At 74.0% G+C, this 14,742-nt stretch carries 15 protein-coding genes and 1 pseudogene; 6 read left to right on the top strand and 10 right to left on the bottom strand.

The window, feature by feature from the left end:
• Positions 1-231 precede the first annotated feature (231 nt).
• A complete protein-coding gene (locus O7604_RS25745; RefSeq protein WP_281578052.1) occupies positions 232-891 on the top strand; it encodes a C39 family peptidase in 660 nt (219 codons plus the stop codon).
• Between the two features lie 213 nt (positions 892-1,104).
• Positions 1,105-2,637 (top strand): annotated as a pseudogene (locus O7604_RS25750) (glycosyltransferase family 2 protein); the annotation flags it as partial.
• A gap of 90 nt (positions 2,638-2,727) precedes the next feature.
• Here O7604_RS25750 and O7604_RS25755 read toward each other — a convergent pair.
• From O7604_RS25755 to O7604_RS25770, 4 genes are read right to left on the bottom strand one after another with little or no spacing between them, the layout of a single operon-like run.
• A complete protein-coding gene (locus O7604_RS25755; protein ID WP_332367337.1) occupies positions 2,728-3,021 on the bottom strand; it encodes a DUF6510 family protein in 294 nt (97 codons plus the stop codon).
• 17 nt (positions 3,022-3,038) lie between these two features.
• The gene (locus tag O7604_RS25760; RefSeq protein WP_176739820.1) at positions 3,039-3,758 is read right to left on the bottom strand and encodes a ferredoxin reductase; all 720 of its coding nucleotides are present in this window, start codon (positions 3,756-3,758) and stop codon (positions 3,039-3,041) included.
• 40 nt (positions 3,759-3,798) lie between these two features.
• Positions 3,799-4,398, bottom strand: a complete 600-nt coding sequence (locus tag O7604_RS25765) for a sulfite oxidase-like oxidoreductase (protein ID WP_269706574.1) — start codon at positions 4,396-4,398, stop codon at positions 3,799-3,801.
• A gap of 50 nt (positions 4,399-4,448) precedes the next feature.
• The gene (locus O7604_RS25770) at positions 4,449-5,483 is read right to left on the bottom strand and encodes a TerC/Alx family metal homeostasis membrane protein (protein ID WP_269706575.1); all 1,035 of its coding nucleotides are present in this window, start codon (positions 5,481-5,483) and stop codon (positions 4,449-4,451) included.
• A gap of 245 nt (positions 5,484-5,728) precedes the next feature.
• On the opposite strand from O7604_RS25770, the gene O7604_RS25775 reads away from it, so the two are divergent.
• Entirely contained in the window at positions 5,729-6,889 is a 1,161-nt protein-coding gene (locus tag O7604_RS25775) for a CaiB/BaiF CoA-transferase family protein (RefSeq protein ID WP_269706577.1), read from the top strand.
• A 12-nt stretch (positions 6,890-6,901) separates the two neighbouring features.
• Here the strand turns inward: O7604_RS25775 and O7604_RS25780 are convergent, their stop codons facing one another.
• Complete coding sequence (locus O7604_RS25780) at positions 6,902-7,309, bottom strand: DUF2267 domain-containing protein (protein ID WP_269706579.1); 408 nt, start codon at positions 7,307-7,309, stop codon at positions 6,902-6,904.
• A 167-nt stretch (positions 7,310-7,476) separates the two neighbouring features.
• Here O7604_RS25780 and O7604_RS25785 point away from each other — a divergent pair, with 167 nt between their 5' ends.
• Positions 7,477-7,746 carry a DUF2795 domain-containing protein gene (locus O7604_RS25785; protein ID WP_269706580.1) on the top strand — a complete coding sequence of 90 codons (270 nt, stop codon included), beginning with the start codon at positions 7,477-7,479 and terminating at the stop codon, positions 7,744-7,746.
• A gap of 325 nt (positions 7,747-8,071) precedes the next feature.
• Here O7604_RS25785 and O7604_RS25790 read toward each other — a convergent pair whose 3' ends face one another.
• Genes O7604_RS25790 through O7604_RS25805 form a run of 4 tightly spaced genes read right to left on the bottom strand, consistent with a single transcriptional unit; the run spans position 8,072 to position 10,986 of the window.
• Positions 8,072-8,740: a hypothetical protein gene (locus O7604_RS25790; RefSeq protein ID WP_281578053.1), complete on the bottom strand. Its 669-nt coding sequence runs from the start codon at positions 8,738-8,740 to the stop codon at positions 8,072-8,074.
• A 55-nt stretch (positions 8,741-8,795) separates the two neighbouring features.
• The gene (locus O7604_RS25795) at positions 8,796-9,767 is read right to left on the bottom strand and encodes a pirin family protein (protein WP_269706582.1); all 972 of its coding nucleotides are present in this window, start codon (positions 9,765-9,767) and stop codon (positions 8,796-8,798) included.
• Positions 9,768-9,783: 16 nt separating this feature from the next.
• The gene (locus tag O7604_RS25800; protein WP_281578054.1) at positions 9,784-10,614 is read right to left on the bottom strand and encodes a hypothetical protein; all 831 of its coding nucleotides are present in this window, start codon (positions 10,612-10,614) and stop codon (positions 9,784-9,786) included.
• A 30-nt stretch (positions 10,615-10,644) separates the two neighbouring features.
• Positions 10,645-10,986 carry a MazG-like family protein gene (locus O7604_RS25805; RefSeq protein ID WP_269706584.1) on the bottom strand — a complete coding sequence of 114 codons (342 nt, stop codon included), beginning with the start codon at positions 10,984-10,986 and terminating at the stop codon, positions 10,645-10,647.
• 92 nt (positions 10,987-11,078) lie between these two features.
• Between O7604_RS25805 and gdhA the strand changes: the two genes are divergently transcribed.
• Both gdhA and O7604_RS25815 read left to right on the top strand, forming a co-directional pair.
• Complete coding sequence (gdhA, locus tag O7604_RS25810) at positions 11,079-12,410, top strand: NADP-specific glutamate dehydrogenase (protein ID WP_269706585.1); 1,332 nt, start codon at positions 11,079-11,081, stop codon at positions 12,408-12,410.
• Positions 12,411-12,562: 152 nt separating this feature from the next.
• Positions 12,563-13,921, top strand: coding sequence for a hypothetical protein (locus O7604_RS25815; protein WP_281578055.1), 1,359 nt, complete (start codon positions 12,563-12,565; stop codon positions 13,919-13,921).
• Positions 13,922-13,927: 6 nt separating this feature from the next.
• Here the strand turns inward: O7604_RS25815 and O7604_RS25820 are convergent, their stop codons facing one another.
• Positions 13,928-14,710: a DedA family protein gene (locus O7604_RS25820; RefSeq protein ID WP_281578056.1), complete on the bottom strand. Its 783-nt coding sequence runs from the start codon at positions 14,708-14,710 to the stop codon at positions 13,928-13,930.
• Between the last annotated feature and the right edge of the window lie 32 nt (positions 14,711-14,742).

Genomic DNA, 14,742 nt, shown 5'->3' on the forward strand with positions numbered 1-14,742 from the left:
CGAGCCGCGAGGCCACGCCACCGGACAGGCCCCGTCGGGTCGCACCGCCCCGACCGGGAGCCACGGTCGGCGGGAATGACCCCGGCCCGGTGGTCGTTACATCCCCGAGCCGCGCAGAGCAGGCCCCTCCGGGTCGCCCGCGTGCCGCCCGTCCGACGGGCACCCCTCAAGACTTTTCCCCTTCGCGGCATCCCCCTGCCGCGTATCCCCCACTTCAGGGAGGCAACCATCATGGCTACCACTCTGCTGCGCAAGACCGTTCTGACCGCTGCCGGTGTCGTCGCCACCGCTGGTGGCATCGCCGGCCCCGCCATCGCCGCCCACGCCGCCCCCACCACCGGCACCACGAGCGTGGTCGCCGACCGCAAGAGCGGTCATGGCGAGCGGGAGCTGGACGTGCGCTACGAAGCCCAGCCCAACTTCTACTTCTGCGGCCCCGCCGCCGCCCGCAACGCGCTGAGCGTGCAGGGCAAGAACATCGACGTGCACGCCATGGCCAAGGAGATGGGCACCACCGAGGCCGGCACCAACTCCATCAACGACATCACCCCCGTGCTGAACAAGGAGACCGGCGCGAAGGACGCCTACAAGTCGGTCGAGATCAGCACCCCCAAGGCCGACGACAAGCAGACCGACAAGCTTCGCGCCGACGTGGTCAAGACCGTCGACGCCGGCCGGGCCGTGGTCGCCAACATCGCCGGCACCGCCACCGACACCGACGGCACCACCCACTCCTTCGAAGGCGGCCACTACATCAGCGTCATCGGCTACCGCGACGACGGCCGCACCGTCACCATCGCCGACAGCGCCGACCCGAACACCGCCACCTACCGCATGAGCATCGACAACCTCGCCGACTGGATCGCCACCCGCGGCTACAGCACCAGCTGACCAACCGCACCACCCCGCCGCGCCCACGGCTGCAGAGCAAGAACAAGACGCACGCGGAAGGGCCCGACCCCCACCACGAGGGGCCGGGCCCTTCGGCGTGTCCAACGGCTGCCTGCCGGTCACCTCGCCGTCACGCCGGTGTCGTCACCCGGACGGCTCGCTCCACCACGCTGGGTCGCACCGGATCGTACGGGCGACCGCGAAGGAGCAGCAGTGGCAGCAGCCGAGGAGGCGGCGAGCCGCCCCGACGTGAGCGTGGTCGTGCCTGTCTACAACACGCTGCGGTACCTGCGGTCGTGCCTCGACTCGGTGCTGCGGCAGACGATCGGCCCGGACCGGATGGAGATCGTGGCGGTGGACGACGGGTCCACCGACGGCAGCGGCCGCCTGCTGGACCGGTACGCCGCGAAGCACCCCGGCACGGTGCGGGTGGTTCACCAGCCCAACTCGGGTGGCCCCGCCTCGCCCTGCAACCGGGGACTGGACCTGGCCACCGGCCGGTACGTCTTCTTCCTCGGCTCGGACGACCGGCTCGGCCCGGAGGCCCTCGAACGTCTGGTCGCCGCCGCCGACCGGTACGGCTCGGACGTGGTGCTCGGCAGGGTGGTGGGGGTCAACGGCCGGCACGTCTTCTCCGACGTGTTCGCCGAGGGCAACGCGGTCGACGTGAGCCTGTTCGACTCGGCGCTGCCGTGGTCGCTGGCGAACACGAAGCTGTTCCGGCGCGACCTCGTGGACCGGCTCGGGCTGCGGTTCCCGGAGGACATGCCGGTGCTCAGCGACCAGCCGTTCACGCTCGCCGCCTGCTACCACGCGCGGCGGGTCTCGGTGCTCGCCGACTACGACTACTACCACGCGGTACGTCGGCTGGACGCCCGCAACATCACCTACCACAGCCGGGTGGAGCAGCGCCTGGTCAGCGTGGAGCGGCTGTTCGCGTACGTGGCCGGCCTGATCCCCGCCGAGGAGCGCCGGGACGCGGTGCTGCACCGCCACGTGGGCCTGGAGCTGGCGAACCTGGTCGGCGACGACTTCCGGCACCTGGACCGGGCCACGCAGGAGCGGGTGCACGCGACGGTGGCGCGGCTGGTGCGGCGGCACGTCACCGGTTGCCTGCGGGACCGGCTCGGCATCGAGGCCCGGCTGCGCCTGGGCGCGGTGACGGCGGGAGGCGTCGACGACCTGCTGGCGGTCATCGAGCAGGACAGCGACCGGGGCGTACCGGCGACGGTGTTCGCCGGCGACCGGTGGCACGCGGGCTACCCGGGCGCTCCGGCGCCGTGGACCGACGTGACCGACGTGCGCGCCGACTGGCTGGCGCGACTGGACACGGTCGACGTGAGCTGGGCCGACGGGCACACGCTGACGGTGACCACGCGCAGCCCGTACCCCCGGTTCGCGACCGAGGCCGGGCCGGTGCGGATGCTGGCCGGCCCGGTCGTGGGCGCCACCCGGATGGACGCCGGGGACCCGACCGGCCGCACGCTGCGCACGGACTTCGCGCTCGACCGGCTCCTGGCCACCGGCGGGCAGCGCCATCCGGTCCGCGCGGAGGTGGACGGCGGGCACGGGCGCGGTGGGGCCGCGGTGCGCGCCCCACGGCTCGCCGCCGGACGGCCCCGGCTGCTGCGGCACGGCGCCCGGCTGTACGGCGTCGCGGCGACCGTCGACCCGCGCAACGGTCAGCTCGTGCTGTCGGTGGTGCCGGTGACGGTGGGGCAGCTCGTCGGGCGGCTACGCCGGCGCGGGCGGCGCGGACCGGAAGCGGCGCGGACGCCGGCGCGCGGCGTGACCGGGGCGCGGGTGTCGGGGCGCCGCCCGGCCGCGGCGCAGACGTCAGGGCGCGGCGCGGAAGCCCGGCTCGGCCGGCATGGGCACCTGGAGGTACGTGGTGCCGCGCAGGTCCAGCCAGGCCCGCTGCGGCGCGCGGACCAGCCGCACCATCACCCCGGAGCAGGCGGGGCAGCGCCCGACCAGGCCCGGGGCGTGCGAGTAGACGTGCAGCCCGGCCATCGGGCCGGTCGTCCCGCAGGTGTCGCACCGCCCGGTGGTGGCGCTCAGGTCGACGGCGAACAGCTCACGCAACGGCCCGTCGAGCATGTTGCCGTCCAGGTACGACAGGTCGGTCATACGCCCTCCTCGGGTTCTCAGCCGGTCGGGCCGAACCGTTCGGTCCGCACGCGCCGGGTCGGGTGACCCAGCCCCACCAGCAGGTCGGCCACGGTTTCCACGAATCCGGTGGGACCGCACACGTAGCACAGCGGCTCCAGGTCGGGCGGCCAGCCGTGACTGTTCACGTCGGCGAGGCCGATCCGGTGCGGCTCGCCGCGCCAGCCCTCGGGCGCGGACCGGGTGTAGACGTACGCCACGTCCAGGCCCTGGTCGTCGCGGGCGCGGCGGCGCAGCTCGTCGGCGTAGATGACGTCGTCCGGGGTGCGCACCGAGTAGACGAGCCGGAACGGTGTGCGGCTGCCCGCGGCGCGGCGCGCGCGGATCATCGCCATCAGCGGCACCACGCCCGACCCGCCGCCGACCAGCAGCACCGGCGCGGTGTCGTCGGTACGCCAGACGAACCAGCCGCCGACCGGGCCGCGGACCTCCAGCGGGTCGCCCTCGGCGTAGGTGTCGGTCAGGTACGGCGACACCTCGCCGTCGGGCACCCGCTGCACGGTGACCTCGATCCGCTCGCCGTCGGCGGGGCCGGCCAGCGAGTACGACCGGGCGGCCTGGTAGCCGTCCTCGGCGGTCAGGCGCAGGTCGACGTGCTGCCCGGGCAGGTGTCCGGGCCAGCCGGGCACGTCCAGCACCAACGTCTGCGCGGTGGGCGTCTCGATCCGCCGCTCGACCAGGCGGGCCACCCGCCACATCAGCGGGGCGACGCGGCGCCCTTCGGCCGGTGCCGCCACCTCAGTCGCCCTGGTAGCGCTGCTCGCGCCACGGGTCGCCGTAGTCGTGGTAGCCGGCGGTCTCCCAGAAGCCGGGCCGGTCGTCGACGAGCAGCCGGATGCCGTGCACCCACTTCGCCGACTTCCACAGGTACAGGTGCGGTACGAGCAGCCGCGCCGGGCCGCCGTGCTCGGCCGGCAGCGGCCCTCCGTCGTACGTGTGCACCACCCACGCCCGCCCGCCGCGCAGGTCGTCCAGCGGCAGGTTCGTGGTGTAGCCGCCGTAGGAGTGCGCCAGGGCGTACCGGGCGCCGGTGTCGACGCCGTCGAGCAGCGTGTCCAGGGAGACGCCCTGCCAGGTGGTGCCGAGCTTGGACCAGCGGGTGACACAGTGCAGGTCCACCGTCGGGGTGTCCTGCGGCAGGCCCATCAGCTCGTCCCAGGACCAGCGGTACTCCGCGCCGGTCTCGCTGGTGAGCACGAACTCCCAGGTGTCGAGGGAGACGCGCGGCGTCGGGCCGGCGGAGAGCACGGGGAAGTCCTCAGTGAGGTACTGCCCCGGCGGCAGGTCGGTCGCGGACGAACGGGGCCGGCCCTGGAAGCCCGGCGAGACGATTCCCACCCGTCAGTCGTACCACCGCCGGCCGTGCCGGGGCAGGAGTTCCCACCGAGTCAGGCCCCGCCTCCGCCCGACACCTCGTGCACGACCGTGCGCTTGCCGTCGCCGCTGTCACGGGTGGCCCGCAGGCTGGTGATGGTGACGATCACCAGGACGCCGATGATCACGCCGAGCGAGGCCACCGTCGGGATCTCCGGCACGCCCTCCCAGATGCCGTGCGCCCAGTGCAGGCCCAGCTTGAGACCGATGAACGCGAGGATGACGGCCAGGCCGTAGCTGAGGTGCACCAGCCGGCTCAGCGCGGCGTGCAGCACGAAGTAGAGCGCCCGCAGGCCCAGCAGCGCGAACGCGTTCGTGGCGAAGACCAGGTACGGGTCCTCGGTGATGCCATAGACGGCGGGCACCGAGTCGACAGCGAACACGATGTCGGTGGCCAGCACGGCGACGACGACGAGCGCGAAGGGGGTGAGCGCCCGGCGGCCGTTCTGCCGGATGGTCATCCGGGTGCCGTGGTACTCGTCGACCACCGGCATGACCTTGCGCAGCAGCCGCACCGACCGCATCTTGTTGATGTCGACCTCCTGCTCGTGCCCGCTGAGGGCGTCGCGCAGCAGCTTCACCGCGGTGGCGATGAGGATGAGCGCGAAGAGCAGGAAGGCGAAGTCGAGCGTCTTGAGCGCGGCGGCGCCGAGCGCGATGAACACGCCGCGCAGCACCAGTGCGCCCGCGATGCCGTAGAGCAGCACCCGCTGGGCCAGTACCGACGGCACCGCGAACGCGGCGAGCAGCAGCATGAAGACGAACAGGTTGTCGACCGACAGCGACTTCTCGACCAGGTAACCGGTGAGGTACTCGATGCCCTGCTGGCCGCCCCAGCGGGACCAGACCCAGGCGCCGAAGGCCAGGGGCAGGGCGATGTAGAAGGCCGACCAGCCCAGGGCCTCGCGGATGGAGACCTCGTGCGGCTTCCTGGTGACCAGGAAGTCGAGCACCAGCAGGACGAGCACGCCGACGATCGTCACCGCCCACAGCGTGGGCGTCCCGATCGACGACAGCTCGGACGCAGCCAGGGGGGACAATTCGGGCATGGAACCTCCTCGAACACCGTGTCATGTTCGAGGTCTCCTTCACCCACGTTTTCGTGGGCAACCACCCGGGGCTCGCCTCTGGGGCTCGCCGTACTGACCGGAATGATTCGTGGGAAGTACTCCCCTCGCCTGCACAAGGCTAGGTCACCGCCGGACCGGACGCCAAGTCGGGACACGCATGCTTGCCCTGGTCAACCGCTGAGCCGCGGTGGAGGGCATGGCGCCAGGTCATCGCGGCCCCTAGGGTGACGCGGGTGACCAATCAGGGACCGTTGACCGGCATCCGAGTGATCGAGCTGGCCGGGATCGGCCCCGCGCCGTTCGCGGCGATGATGCTGGGCGATCTCGGCGCGGACGTGGTGCGGGTCGACCGGCTCGGTGGCGGCGGCTTCGGCGCCTTCCCGGGCGACCTGCTCAACCGCAACCGCCGCTCGGTCGCGGTGGACCTGAAGCGGCCCGAGGGCCGAGACCTGGTCCTGGCGCTCGTCTGCGAGGCGGACGCGCTGGTGGAGGGCTTCCGACCGGGAGTGGCCGAGCGACTCGGCATCGGCCCGACCGACTGTTTCGCCGTCAACCCCAAGCTGGTGTACGGGCGGATGACCGGCTGGGGGCAGGGCGGCCCGCTCGCCCACAGCGCCGGGCACGACATCGACTACCTGGCGCTGACCGGCGCGCTGCACGGTGTCGGGCGGGCCGGTGAGCGTCCGGTGCCGCCGATGAACCTGCTCGGCGACTTCGGCGGCGGCGGCATGATGCTGGCCCTCGGCGTGGTCGCGGCGCTGCACGCGGTGTGCAACGACGGGCCCGGCCAGGTGGTCGACGCGGCGATCGTGGACGGCGTGTCGGTGCTGGCCACCCAGATCCACGCGCTGCGCGGCATCGGGCTGTGGCAGGACCCGCGCGGGGTGAACCTGCTCGACGGCGGCGCGCCCTTCTACGACACGTACGAGTGCGCCGACGGGCGGTACGTGGCGGTGGGCGCGCTGGAGCCGCAGTTCTACGCCGAACTGGTCCGGCTCAGCGGGTTCCCGCTGGACGGCGACGACGCGCCGGACCGGGACGACCCGGCGAACTGGCCGGCGTTGCGGGCGGCCTGGGCGCGACTGTTCCGCACCCGTACCCGGGACGAGTGGACGGAGCTGCTGGCCGGCACGGACGCCTGCGTGGCGCCGGTGCTCGACTGGGCCGAGGCGCCGGAGCACCCGCACCTGCGCGACCGGGAGGTCTTCGTGGCGCCGGACGGCGTCACCCAGCCGGCCCCCGCGCCGCGCTTCTCGGCCACCCCCACCGCCGTGCGGCGCCCGCCGCCGTCGCCCGGCGAGCACACCGACGAGGTGCTCGCCGAGGCCGCCGGGATGGATCCCGCCCGGATCGCCGCGCTGCGCGCCGCCGGTGTGATCGGCTGACCTGCCGCCGGTTCAGCGGCGGTTCGCGGAGGCCGGGGCGAGGGCCGGTTCCACCATGTCCCGGTAGTCGCGGGGGAACTGCACCACGACGTCCTGGAACTCGCCGCCCCGGATCGCCTCGCGCATCGTGACGAACACCGCGCGTACGGCGTCCCGGGCGGTGTTCTCGTCGCAGTCGGCCCGGCGGGCGACGCGGGCGGCGAACTCCGCCGCGCCGAACCGTTCGGCCGCCTCGTCGCGTGGATACGGGCTGAGCAGCCCCTGCAGCGGCTTGGGCAGCTGCGCGGCGAGGTCCAGCACCTCGCCGCCGGTCAGCCGCTCGGCGAGTGTCTCCAGCGTGGCCCCGGTGAGCGTGGCCGCCCGGTCCTCGCTGGTGCCGGTGAGCCGGGCGACCCGGCTCACGAAGGTGAGGTAGTGCATCCGTGGTACCCCCTTCGGTGCGCCCACCGCGCCTACCCGCGACGACACGCCGGAAACGGCGCCGGGCACGCGCGCCGAGAACTTCGCGCTCCCGGGCGTGAGCGGCGGCGCGACGGGTAACCGCCGCCCGGTCATGACCCCGACTACTGCCACGAGGAGCCCGACCCATGGCGAGTTACACGGATGTCCTGGAGTACCTGTCCGCGCTGGACTACCCGGCCGGCAAGGACGACGTCATCCGCGAGGCGGAACGGGAGGGCGCGCCGCCGGACGTGTTGCAGGCGCTGCGCGCACTGCCCCCGGTGGACTACGCCAACGGCACCGAGGTGGCCCGGTCGGCCGGCATCGACGCGGCTCCGGAGGTGAGCCGGTCGCAGCGCGCGGCGCAGGCCCGGGACAACCACCCGCGCGTCTCGCAGCACCTGCGCGGCATCTGAACACGGCGACGGGCCGGCGGGCGACACGGCCGCCGGCCTCGGCGCGTGCCCGGGCGCAGGCACGCGCGCGACGGGGGACGGTCGAGGGCGGGCGCTCTCCTGTGGATCGTGCGCCCCTGGACAGGCGAGCGCCCCGGGTCACGAACCGCGACCTGGGGCGCCACGCAGCACCTGTCCTGCGCGGTTCACGCCCGAACCGGGTCGCGACCGCGTAGCGGTGAGATGTTCGCCCGAACCGGGCGGGCATCGCTGCCACGATCATCATACGACGCGACATCAGCCGAACGGGTGAGAATCGCGGAAATGTGGCCGGGCGCACGTGCGCTCAGGCGGTCACCTCGGCGTACCGCCGCTCCAGGTCCACTCTCGCCAGCGCTCCGACCAGCCACGACAGTTGCTCCGACTCGCCGCTGCCGGTCAGTCCGGCGAGGTCGCGCGCGGTGCGGCCCAGCCCGAGCCGCCGGGCCGCCGCGAGCGCCCGCCGGTCGGCCACCGGCGCCGCCTCGCGCCACAGCGCCTGCGCCTCGCGCAGGAACAGGTCGCACACCTCGTCGTCCACTCCGGGCAGCGCGGTCAGCAGCCGGCGCTCCTCGCGCAGGTCCCGGTGCGCGGCCGTCCGCAACCGGCGCAGGTCACTCCGGTACGTCTCGACGAGCGTGCGGGCCAGGTCGCCGAGGGTATCGGCGATCCCGGCCAGGTCACCGCGCAGCCCGGCGGCGCGCAGCACGCGTACCCGGTCCTCGTGCCGGGAGCGGGCCATCCGGGCCGCGGTGTCCCAGCCGGCGTCGCGCAGCGCGCCGGCCGCGTCGACCGCCCGGTGGAAGTCACCCCGGCGGGCCAGCAGGACGGCCAGGTACAGCACCTGGAACAACTGGGCCGGGTTGTTCGTCACCCGGAACCCGAAGCACTCGGCGAACCCGCGGCCGTCTCCGGCGAGCCGGCGGGCGAGCCGCTTCCGGTCCGCGACGTCGCGCGGTGCGGTGGTTGTCGGCATCCCGCCGACTACCCCGGCGACGGCGCGGCATGCGGCGGCGGGGCACGGGCCGGGGTCAGCCGGGTACGCCGCCGCTGCGGTCGCGGGCCTTGAGCCGGGTGGTGGGCAGCGCGGGCGCGGGCAGCGGCGGCGCCGCGTCGTCGGCGACCACGCCGAAGCGTCGGCCGGCCATCCAGTCCTCCCGGGCGGCCACCACCTCCTCGTGCGAGCGGCCGACGAAGTTCCACCACATCACCAGCGGATCCTCGAACGGGATGCCGCCGAGCAGCAGCAGCCGGGTGCCCGGTTCGGCGCGCAGCGTCAGCGCGCTCCGGCCGAGGCCCAGGTAGAGCAGCGCGCCGGGGGCCAGCGCCACGCCCTCGCACTCGGCGGTGCCGGACATGGCCAGCAGCCCGTACTCGAAGTCCCGGCGCAGCGGCAGCGTGGCCGGCGCCGGGCCGCGGACCTCGATCTGCGCGCCGACCAGCGGGGTGTGCACGAGCGCGGGCGAGCGTTCCCCGCCGAGGTCGCCGACGAGCAGCGTGACGTCCAGGTCGCCGTCGCGGAAGCGCGGCAGGTCGGCGTGGTGCGCGAAGGCCGGGTCACCGGCGCGGGCCGGGTCGGGCAGCGCCACCCACAGCTGCACGCCGTGCATCACCGGCGGGTGCACCAGCGGCGAGCGCTCCGAGTGCGCGATGCCGCGCCCGGAGGTCATCACGTTGAGCTGCCCCGGGCGGATGGGCTGGACGTTGCCGAGGCTGTCGCGGTGCAGGATCTCCCCGTCGAGCAGCCAGGTGACCGTCTGCAGCCCGGTGTGCGGGTGCGGCGGCACCTCCATGCCGGGCCGGTCGGCCACGTCGTCGGGCCCGAAGTGGTCGACGAAGCACCAGGCGCCGACCATCCGGCGCTGCCGCTGCGGCAGCAGCCGGCGCACCGTGGTGTAGCGGCCGAGCGGGACGTCGTGGCCGGGCAGCAGCACACTGCCCGGATCGGTCGGGCCGACGCCGGGCGGGAGTGTCTGCGCGGGCAGGGATTCGGTGCGGTCCACCGCCCCGACTGTACGCTCACTCCGCGGTGACGCTCACCGCGTTGACGCCCCCCACCAGGTCGAGGTAGAGCCGGTCGGCAGCCCGGTCCCAGCCCGGCGAGCTGACCAGGTCACCGGCGGCGATCCCACCACGGCGCTCGTCGTACAGGGTCAGGGAGCCGGCACCGGCGGCCACCCGCACCCGGGCCGGCGGCGCGCCCGGCACGGTGACGGTGAGTTCGCTGGCCCCGCCGGTCATCCGGACGGTGAGCGAGCCGTCGAGCCGGGGCAGCAGCAGCCGGGTACGCGACGCGCCGCCGACCAGGTCGATCCCGGCGAGCCGGGCCTCGCCCAGGTCGAGCCGCTGCTCGCTGACCCCGCCGATGAGTCGCAGCCGCCAGGTGACCCGCGAGTTGAGCACCACCTCGACGGCGGCCGGGCCGGGACGGCCGTTCTCCTCGATCCGCAGCCGGACCCGGTCGCCCACCATCTGCGGGCGCGGTGTCACACCGGAGCCGTCCGGCGCGCCGATCCGATACAGGTCGTCGCCGAGGTCGGCGGCCCGCAGGGTGAACCGGGTCAGCCCGTCGGCCAGCTCGAACTGGGCGAGCCGCCGGTCACCCCGGGGCGCGGTGAGGGTCTGCGCGCCGGCCACCTCGGCGGGGCCCGCCCCGCCGGAGCCGCCGCGCCCGGGCGACGGCGGCGCGCCGCCGGAGAAGACCACGCCGAGGCGGGCCGGGTTGGACAGGGTCACCGCCACCGCCACCGCGCCGAGCACCACCACCAGCACGGCCGCCGCCGCCAGCAGCCGGGCTCCGCCGGACCAGCGGGATCGGGTCCGGCCGGGGTCGTCCTCGGATGCGGTCATGGTCGTCCCCTCTCGCCGGTCCCCATGGGGTCATACGTCCGCGTCGGCGTCCCGGTTCATTCCCACTCCGGTACGTTCCCGCACCTTGCCGGCGCAGGCGGCCAGCACGGCGTGCGCGTCCAGGCCGAGACTCTCGATCGCGACGAGCGCGGTGAACGCCACGTCGGCGAGTTCGGCGGCGACCTCCTCGCGGGTGTGCGTCACCCCCTTGCGCGGGTTCTGCCCGAGCAGCCCGATCCAGGCCGCGGCGACCTCACCGGCCTCCTCGCCGATCTTGAGGATGCGACAGGTCAGTTCGGTGTCGCCGCGGCCGTTCGCGGCGTCGAGCCAGGCGCGCGCGTCGCGCGCCGTCGTCCAGATGGTGGCGTCCACGCGGACCAGTGAACCTCACCCCGCGCACCGTTCGTATCCTGGGGCGACGCAGGCCAGAGGGTCTGCGTTCCAGGCGAGAGGAGGTGCCCGTGATGCCGGAGACGGTCGAGTCGGTGTTCGCCGGCGTGGTCGCCCGGAACCCGGGAGAGCCCGAGTTCCACCAGGCGGTCCGCGAGGTGCTGGAGAGCATCGGTCCGGCTCTGGCCCGGCATCCGGAGTACGCCGAGGTGGTCGAGCGCGTCTGCGAGCCGGAGCGGCAGGTCATCTTCCGCGTGCCGTGGGAGGACGACCAGGGCCGGGTACGGGTCAACCGCGGCTTCCGGGTGGAGTTCAACAGCGCGCTCGGCCCGTTCAAGGGCGGGCTGCGCTTCCACCCGTCGGTCTACCTGGGCATCGTGAAGTTCCTCGGCTTCGAGCAGATCTTCAAGAACGCGCTGACCGGGCTGTCCATCGGTGGCGGCAAGGGCGGCGCGGACTTCGACCCGAAGGGCCGCTCGGACCGCGAGGTGATGCGGTTCTGTCAGAGCTTCATGACCGAGCTGTACCGGCACATCGGCCCGCAGACCGACGTGCCGGCCGGTGACATCGGGGTGGGCGGCCGGGAGATCGGCTACCTGTTCGGGCAGTACAAGCGGATCACCAACCGGTACGACGCGGGCGTGCTCACCGGCAAGGGCCTGGCGTACGGGGGTGCGCAGGTGCGCCGGGAGGCGACCGGGTACGGAGCGGTGTTCTTCGCCGACGAGATGCTCCGCCAGGCCGGGGACAGCCTGGAGGGCAAGCGGGTCGTGGTGTCCGGCTCCGGCAACGTGGCGATCTACGCGATCGAGAAGGTGCACCAGCTCGGCGGCACCGTGGTGGCGTGCTCGGACTCCGGCGGCTACGTGGTCGACGAGAAGGGCATCGACCTGGCGTTGCTGCGGGAGCTGAAGGAGCAGCGCCGGGGGCGGCTGGCCGAGTACGCGGAGCACGCGCGCAACGCGGTGGCGGTCCCGGACCGCAACGTCTGGGAGGTGCCCTGCGACCTGGCGCTGCCCTGCGCCACGCAGAACGAGATCGGCGGCGCGGAGGCGGCCGCGCTGGTCGCCGGCGGCTGCGTCGCGGTGGTGGAGGGGGCGAACATGCCCACCACGCCGGAGGCGGTGCGGATCCTCGGCCGGGCCGGGGTGCGGTTCGCCCCGGGCAAGGCCGCCAACGCCGGCGGTGTGGCGGTGAGCGGGCTGGAGATGCAGCAGAACGCCAGCCGCGACACGTGGACGTTCGGCGAGTCGGAGCAGCGGCTGCGCGAGATCATGCGGGACGTGCACGACAGGTGCTGGGCGACGGCCGAGGAGTTCGGCCTGCCCGGTGACTACGTGGCCGGCGCGAACATCCAGGGGTTCCGGCGGGTGGCCGAGGCGATGCTGGCGCACGGCCTGGTGTGAGCGGACGGCGGGACGGAGACTGTCGGTTCGGTCAGTCAGTGATTGACAGCTCTCGACGCCCGGCCTAGGTTCAGGGCGCTACCGGCCGGTAGGCATCCGTCCCGCGTCGTCACCCCCGTTCCCGGGGTGGCACCGTCCCCCGGGGAGCAGCGATGCAGCCCTCACCCGTCCGCCGCCGGCTGCTCGCCGTCGGCGCTGCCCTCGCGTTGACGCTCGGCCTCGCCGGCGCGGCCCCCGCCGCCGCCACCGGCCGCGACGACGGCAGCGGCCCGCTGCCCGGCTACACCATCGTCAACCCGCCGCTGCCGCCACTGGTCGTCGGCGGTGCCGCCACCACCGTGCGGCAGGGCGTGCACGCGAACGCCGGGTACGTCATCGAGATCCCCGAGCGCTGGAACGGCGAGCTGGTGATGTGGGCGCACGGCTACCGCGGCCAGGGCACCGAGCTGTCGCCCGAGCCGCCCGCCTACGACCTGCGGCAGCGCCTGGTGGCGCAGGGGTACGCGTGGGCGTCGTCGTCGTACGACCGCAACGGCTACGACGTGCGCTCCGGCGTGCGCAGCACCAAGGCGCTGGCCGACCTGTTCAGCCGTACCGTCCGGCGCCCGCACCGGGTGCTGATCGCCGGGGTGTCGATGGGCGGCCACGTCATCGGCCGGTCGCTGGAGCAGTACCCGGGCTTCTACGCCGGTGCGCTGCCGATGTGCGGGGTGCTCGGCGACCAGGAACTGTTCGACTTCTTCCTGGACTACAACCTGGTGGCGCAGGCGCTGGCCGGGGTGCGCGCGTACCCGACGCCGCCCGACTACCTGACCTCGGCGGTGCCCCGGATCCAGGTCACGCTCGGCCTGGCCGGGCTGACCCCGGGCGGCCCGGACACCACGAACGCGCTCGGCAAGCAGCTGCGCGCGGTCACCGTGGAGCGCTCCGGCGGGCCGCGCCCGGGCGCCGACGCCGCGTTCGCGGTGTGGAAGGACTTCCTGTTCGGCATCGCGGTCAGCGAGGCGGACGGCTCCCCCGCCCGGCGGCCCGGTCAGCTCGCCACGAACCTGTTCACCAGGTACGCGCCGAACCAGCCGGTGAACCTCAACGCGACGGTGCAGCGGGTCGCGCCGGAGAACCTGCGCCAGCGGCTCTCGCCAAGCCTGACCGAGGTGCCCCGGATCGCCGGGCGGCCCACCGCGCCGGTGCTCAGCCTGCACGGGCTCGGTGACCTTTTCGTGCCGTTCGGCATGGAGCAGGCCTACGCCCGGGACGTGGCCCGGCACGGACGCTCCCGGCTGCTGGTGCAGCGTGCGGTGCGTACCGCGCAGCACTGCGAGTTCAGCCCGGCCGAGGCCGGCGCCGCCTGGGACGACCTGACCCGCTGGGTGCGTACCGGGAAGCGCCCGGCCGGTGACGCGGTCACCGACCGGCGCGCGGTGGCGGCGCCGGACTTCGGCTGCCGGTTCAGCGACCGGGCCGCGCGGGCGGCCGGCGCCGGCACCCGCCCGCTCTACCCGTCGTGCTGAGGTGTCTCAGTCCTCCGCCCGGCCGTACCAGCCGCCCCGGTAGACGGTGCCCGGGGTCGCCTGCGGCTCCGGCTCCGGCTCGAGCTGCGGCTCCGGCTGCGGCGGCAGGTCACCGGCGGTGCGGCGGGAACGGCGGACCCGGCTGACCACGAACCAGCAGGCACCGGCCACCACGGCCACGATGACGACCTTCTGGAACGTGCCCGCGTACGCCTCGACCACGTGCCACTGCTCGCCGAGGAAATACCCGGCGAGCACGAAGGTGGTGTTCCAGATCAGGCTGCCCAGCGCGGTGTAGAGCAGGAACACCGGCACCGGCATCCGTTCCACACCGGCCGGGATGGAGATGAGACTGCGGAAGATCGGAATCATCCGGCCGAAGAACACCGCCTTGACGCCGTGACGCAGGAACCACGCCTCGGTGCGGTCCACGTCCTCCAGCTTGATCAGCGGCAGCCGCGCGGCCAGGGCGCGCATCCGGTCCCGCCCGAGGGCCGCGCCGATGTAGTAGAGCGCCAGCGCCCCCACGATCGACCCGAGCGTGGTCCAGAAGATGGCACCGGCCAGGCTCATCTTGCCCTGGCTCGCGGTGAAGCCGGCCAGCGGCAGGATCACCTCGCTGGGGATGGGCGGGAACAGGTTCTCCAGGGCCACCGCGAGGCCGGCGCCCGGGCCACCGAGCCGTTCCATCAGGCCGGTGACCCAGCCCGCCACTCCGTCGCCGGTCGGTTCCGCGGCCCGCGCGGTGCCCGCCCGGGGGACGGCGAGCAGCTGTGCGTTTCCGATCATCCGACCAACGTTACGGGGCGAAGCCGCGGACG

This window comes from Micromonospora sp. WMMA1947 (assembly GCF_027497355.1).
Classification (GTDB): Bacteria; Actinomycetota; Actinomycetes; order Mycobacteriales; family Micromonosporaceae; genus Micromonospora.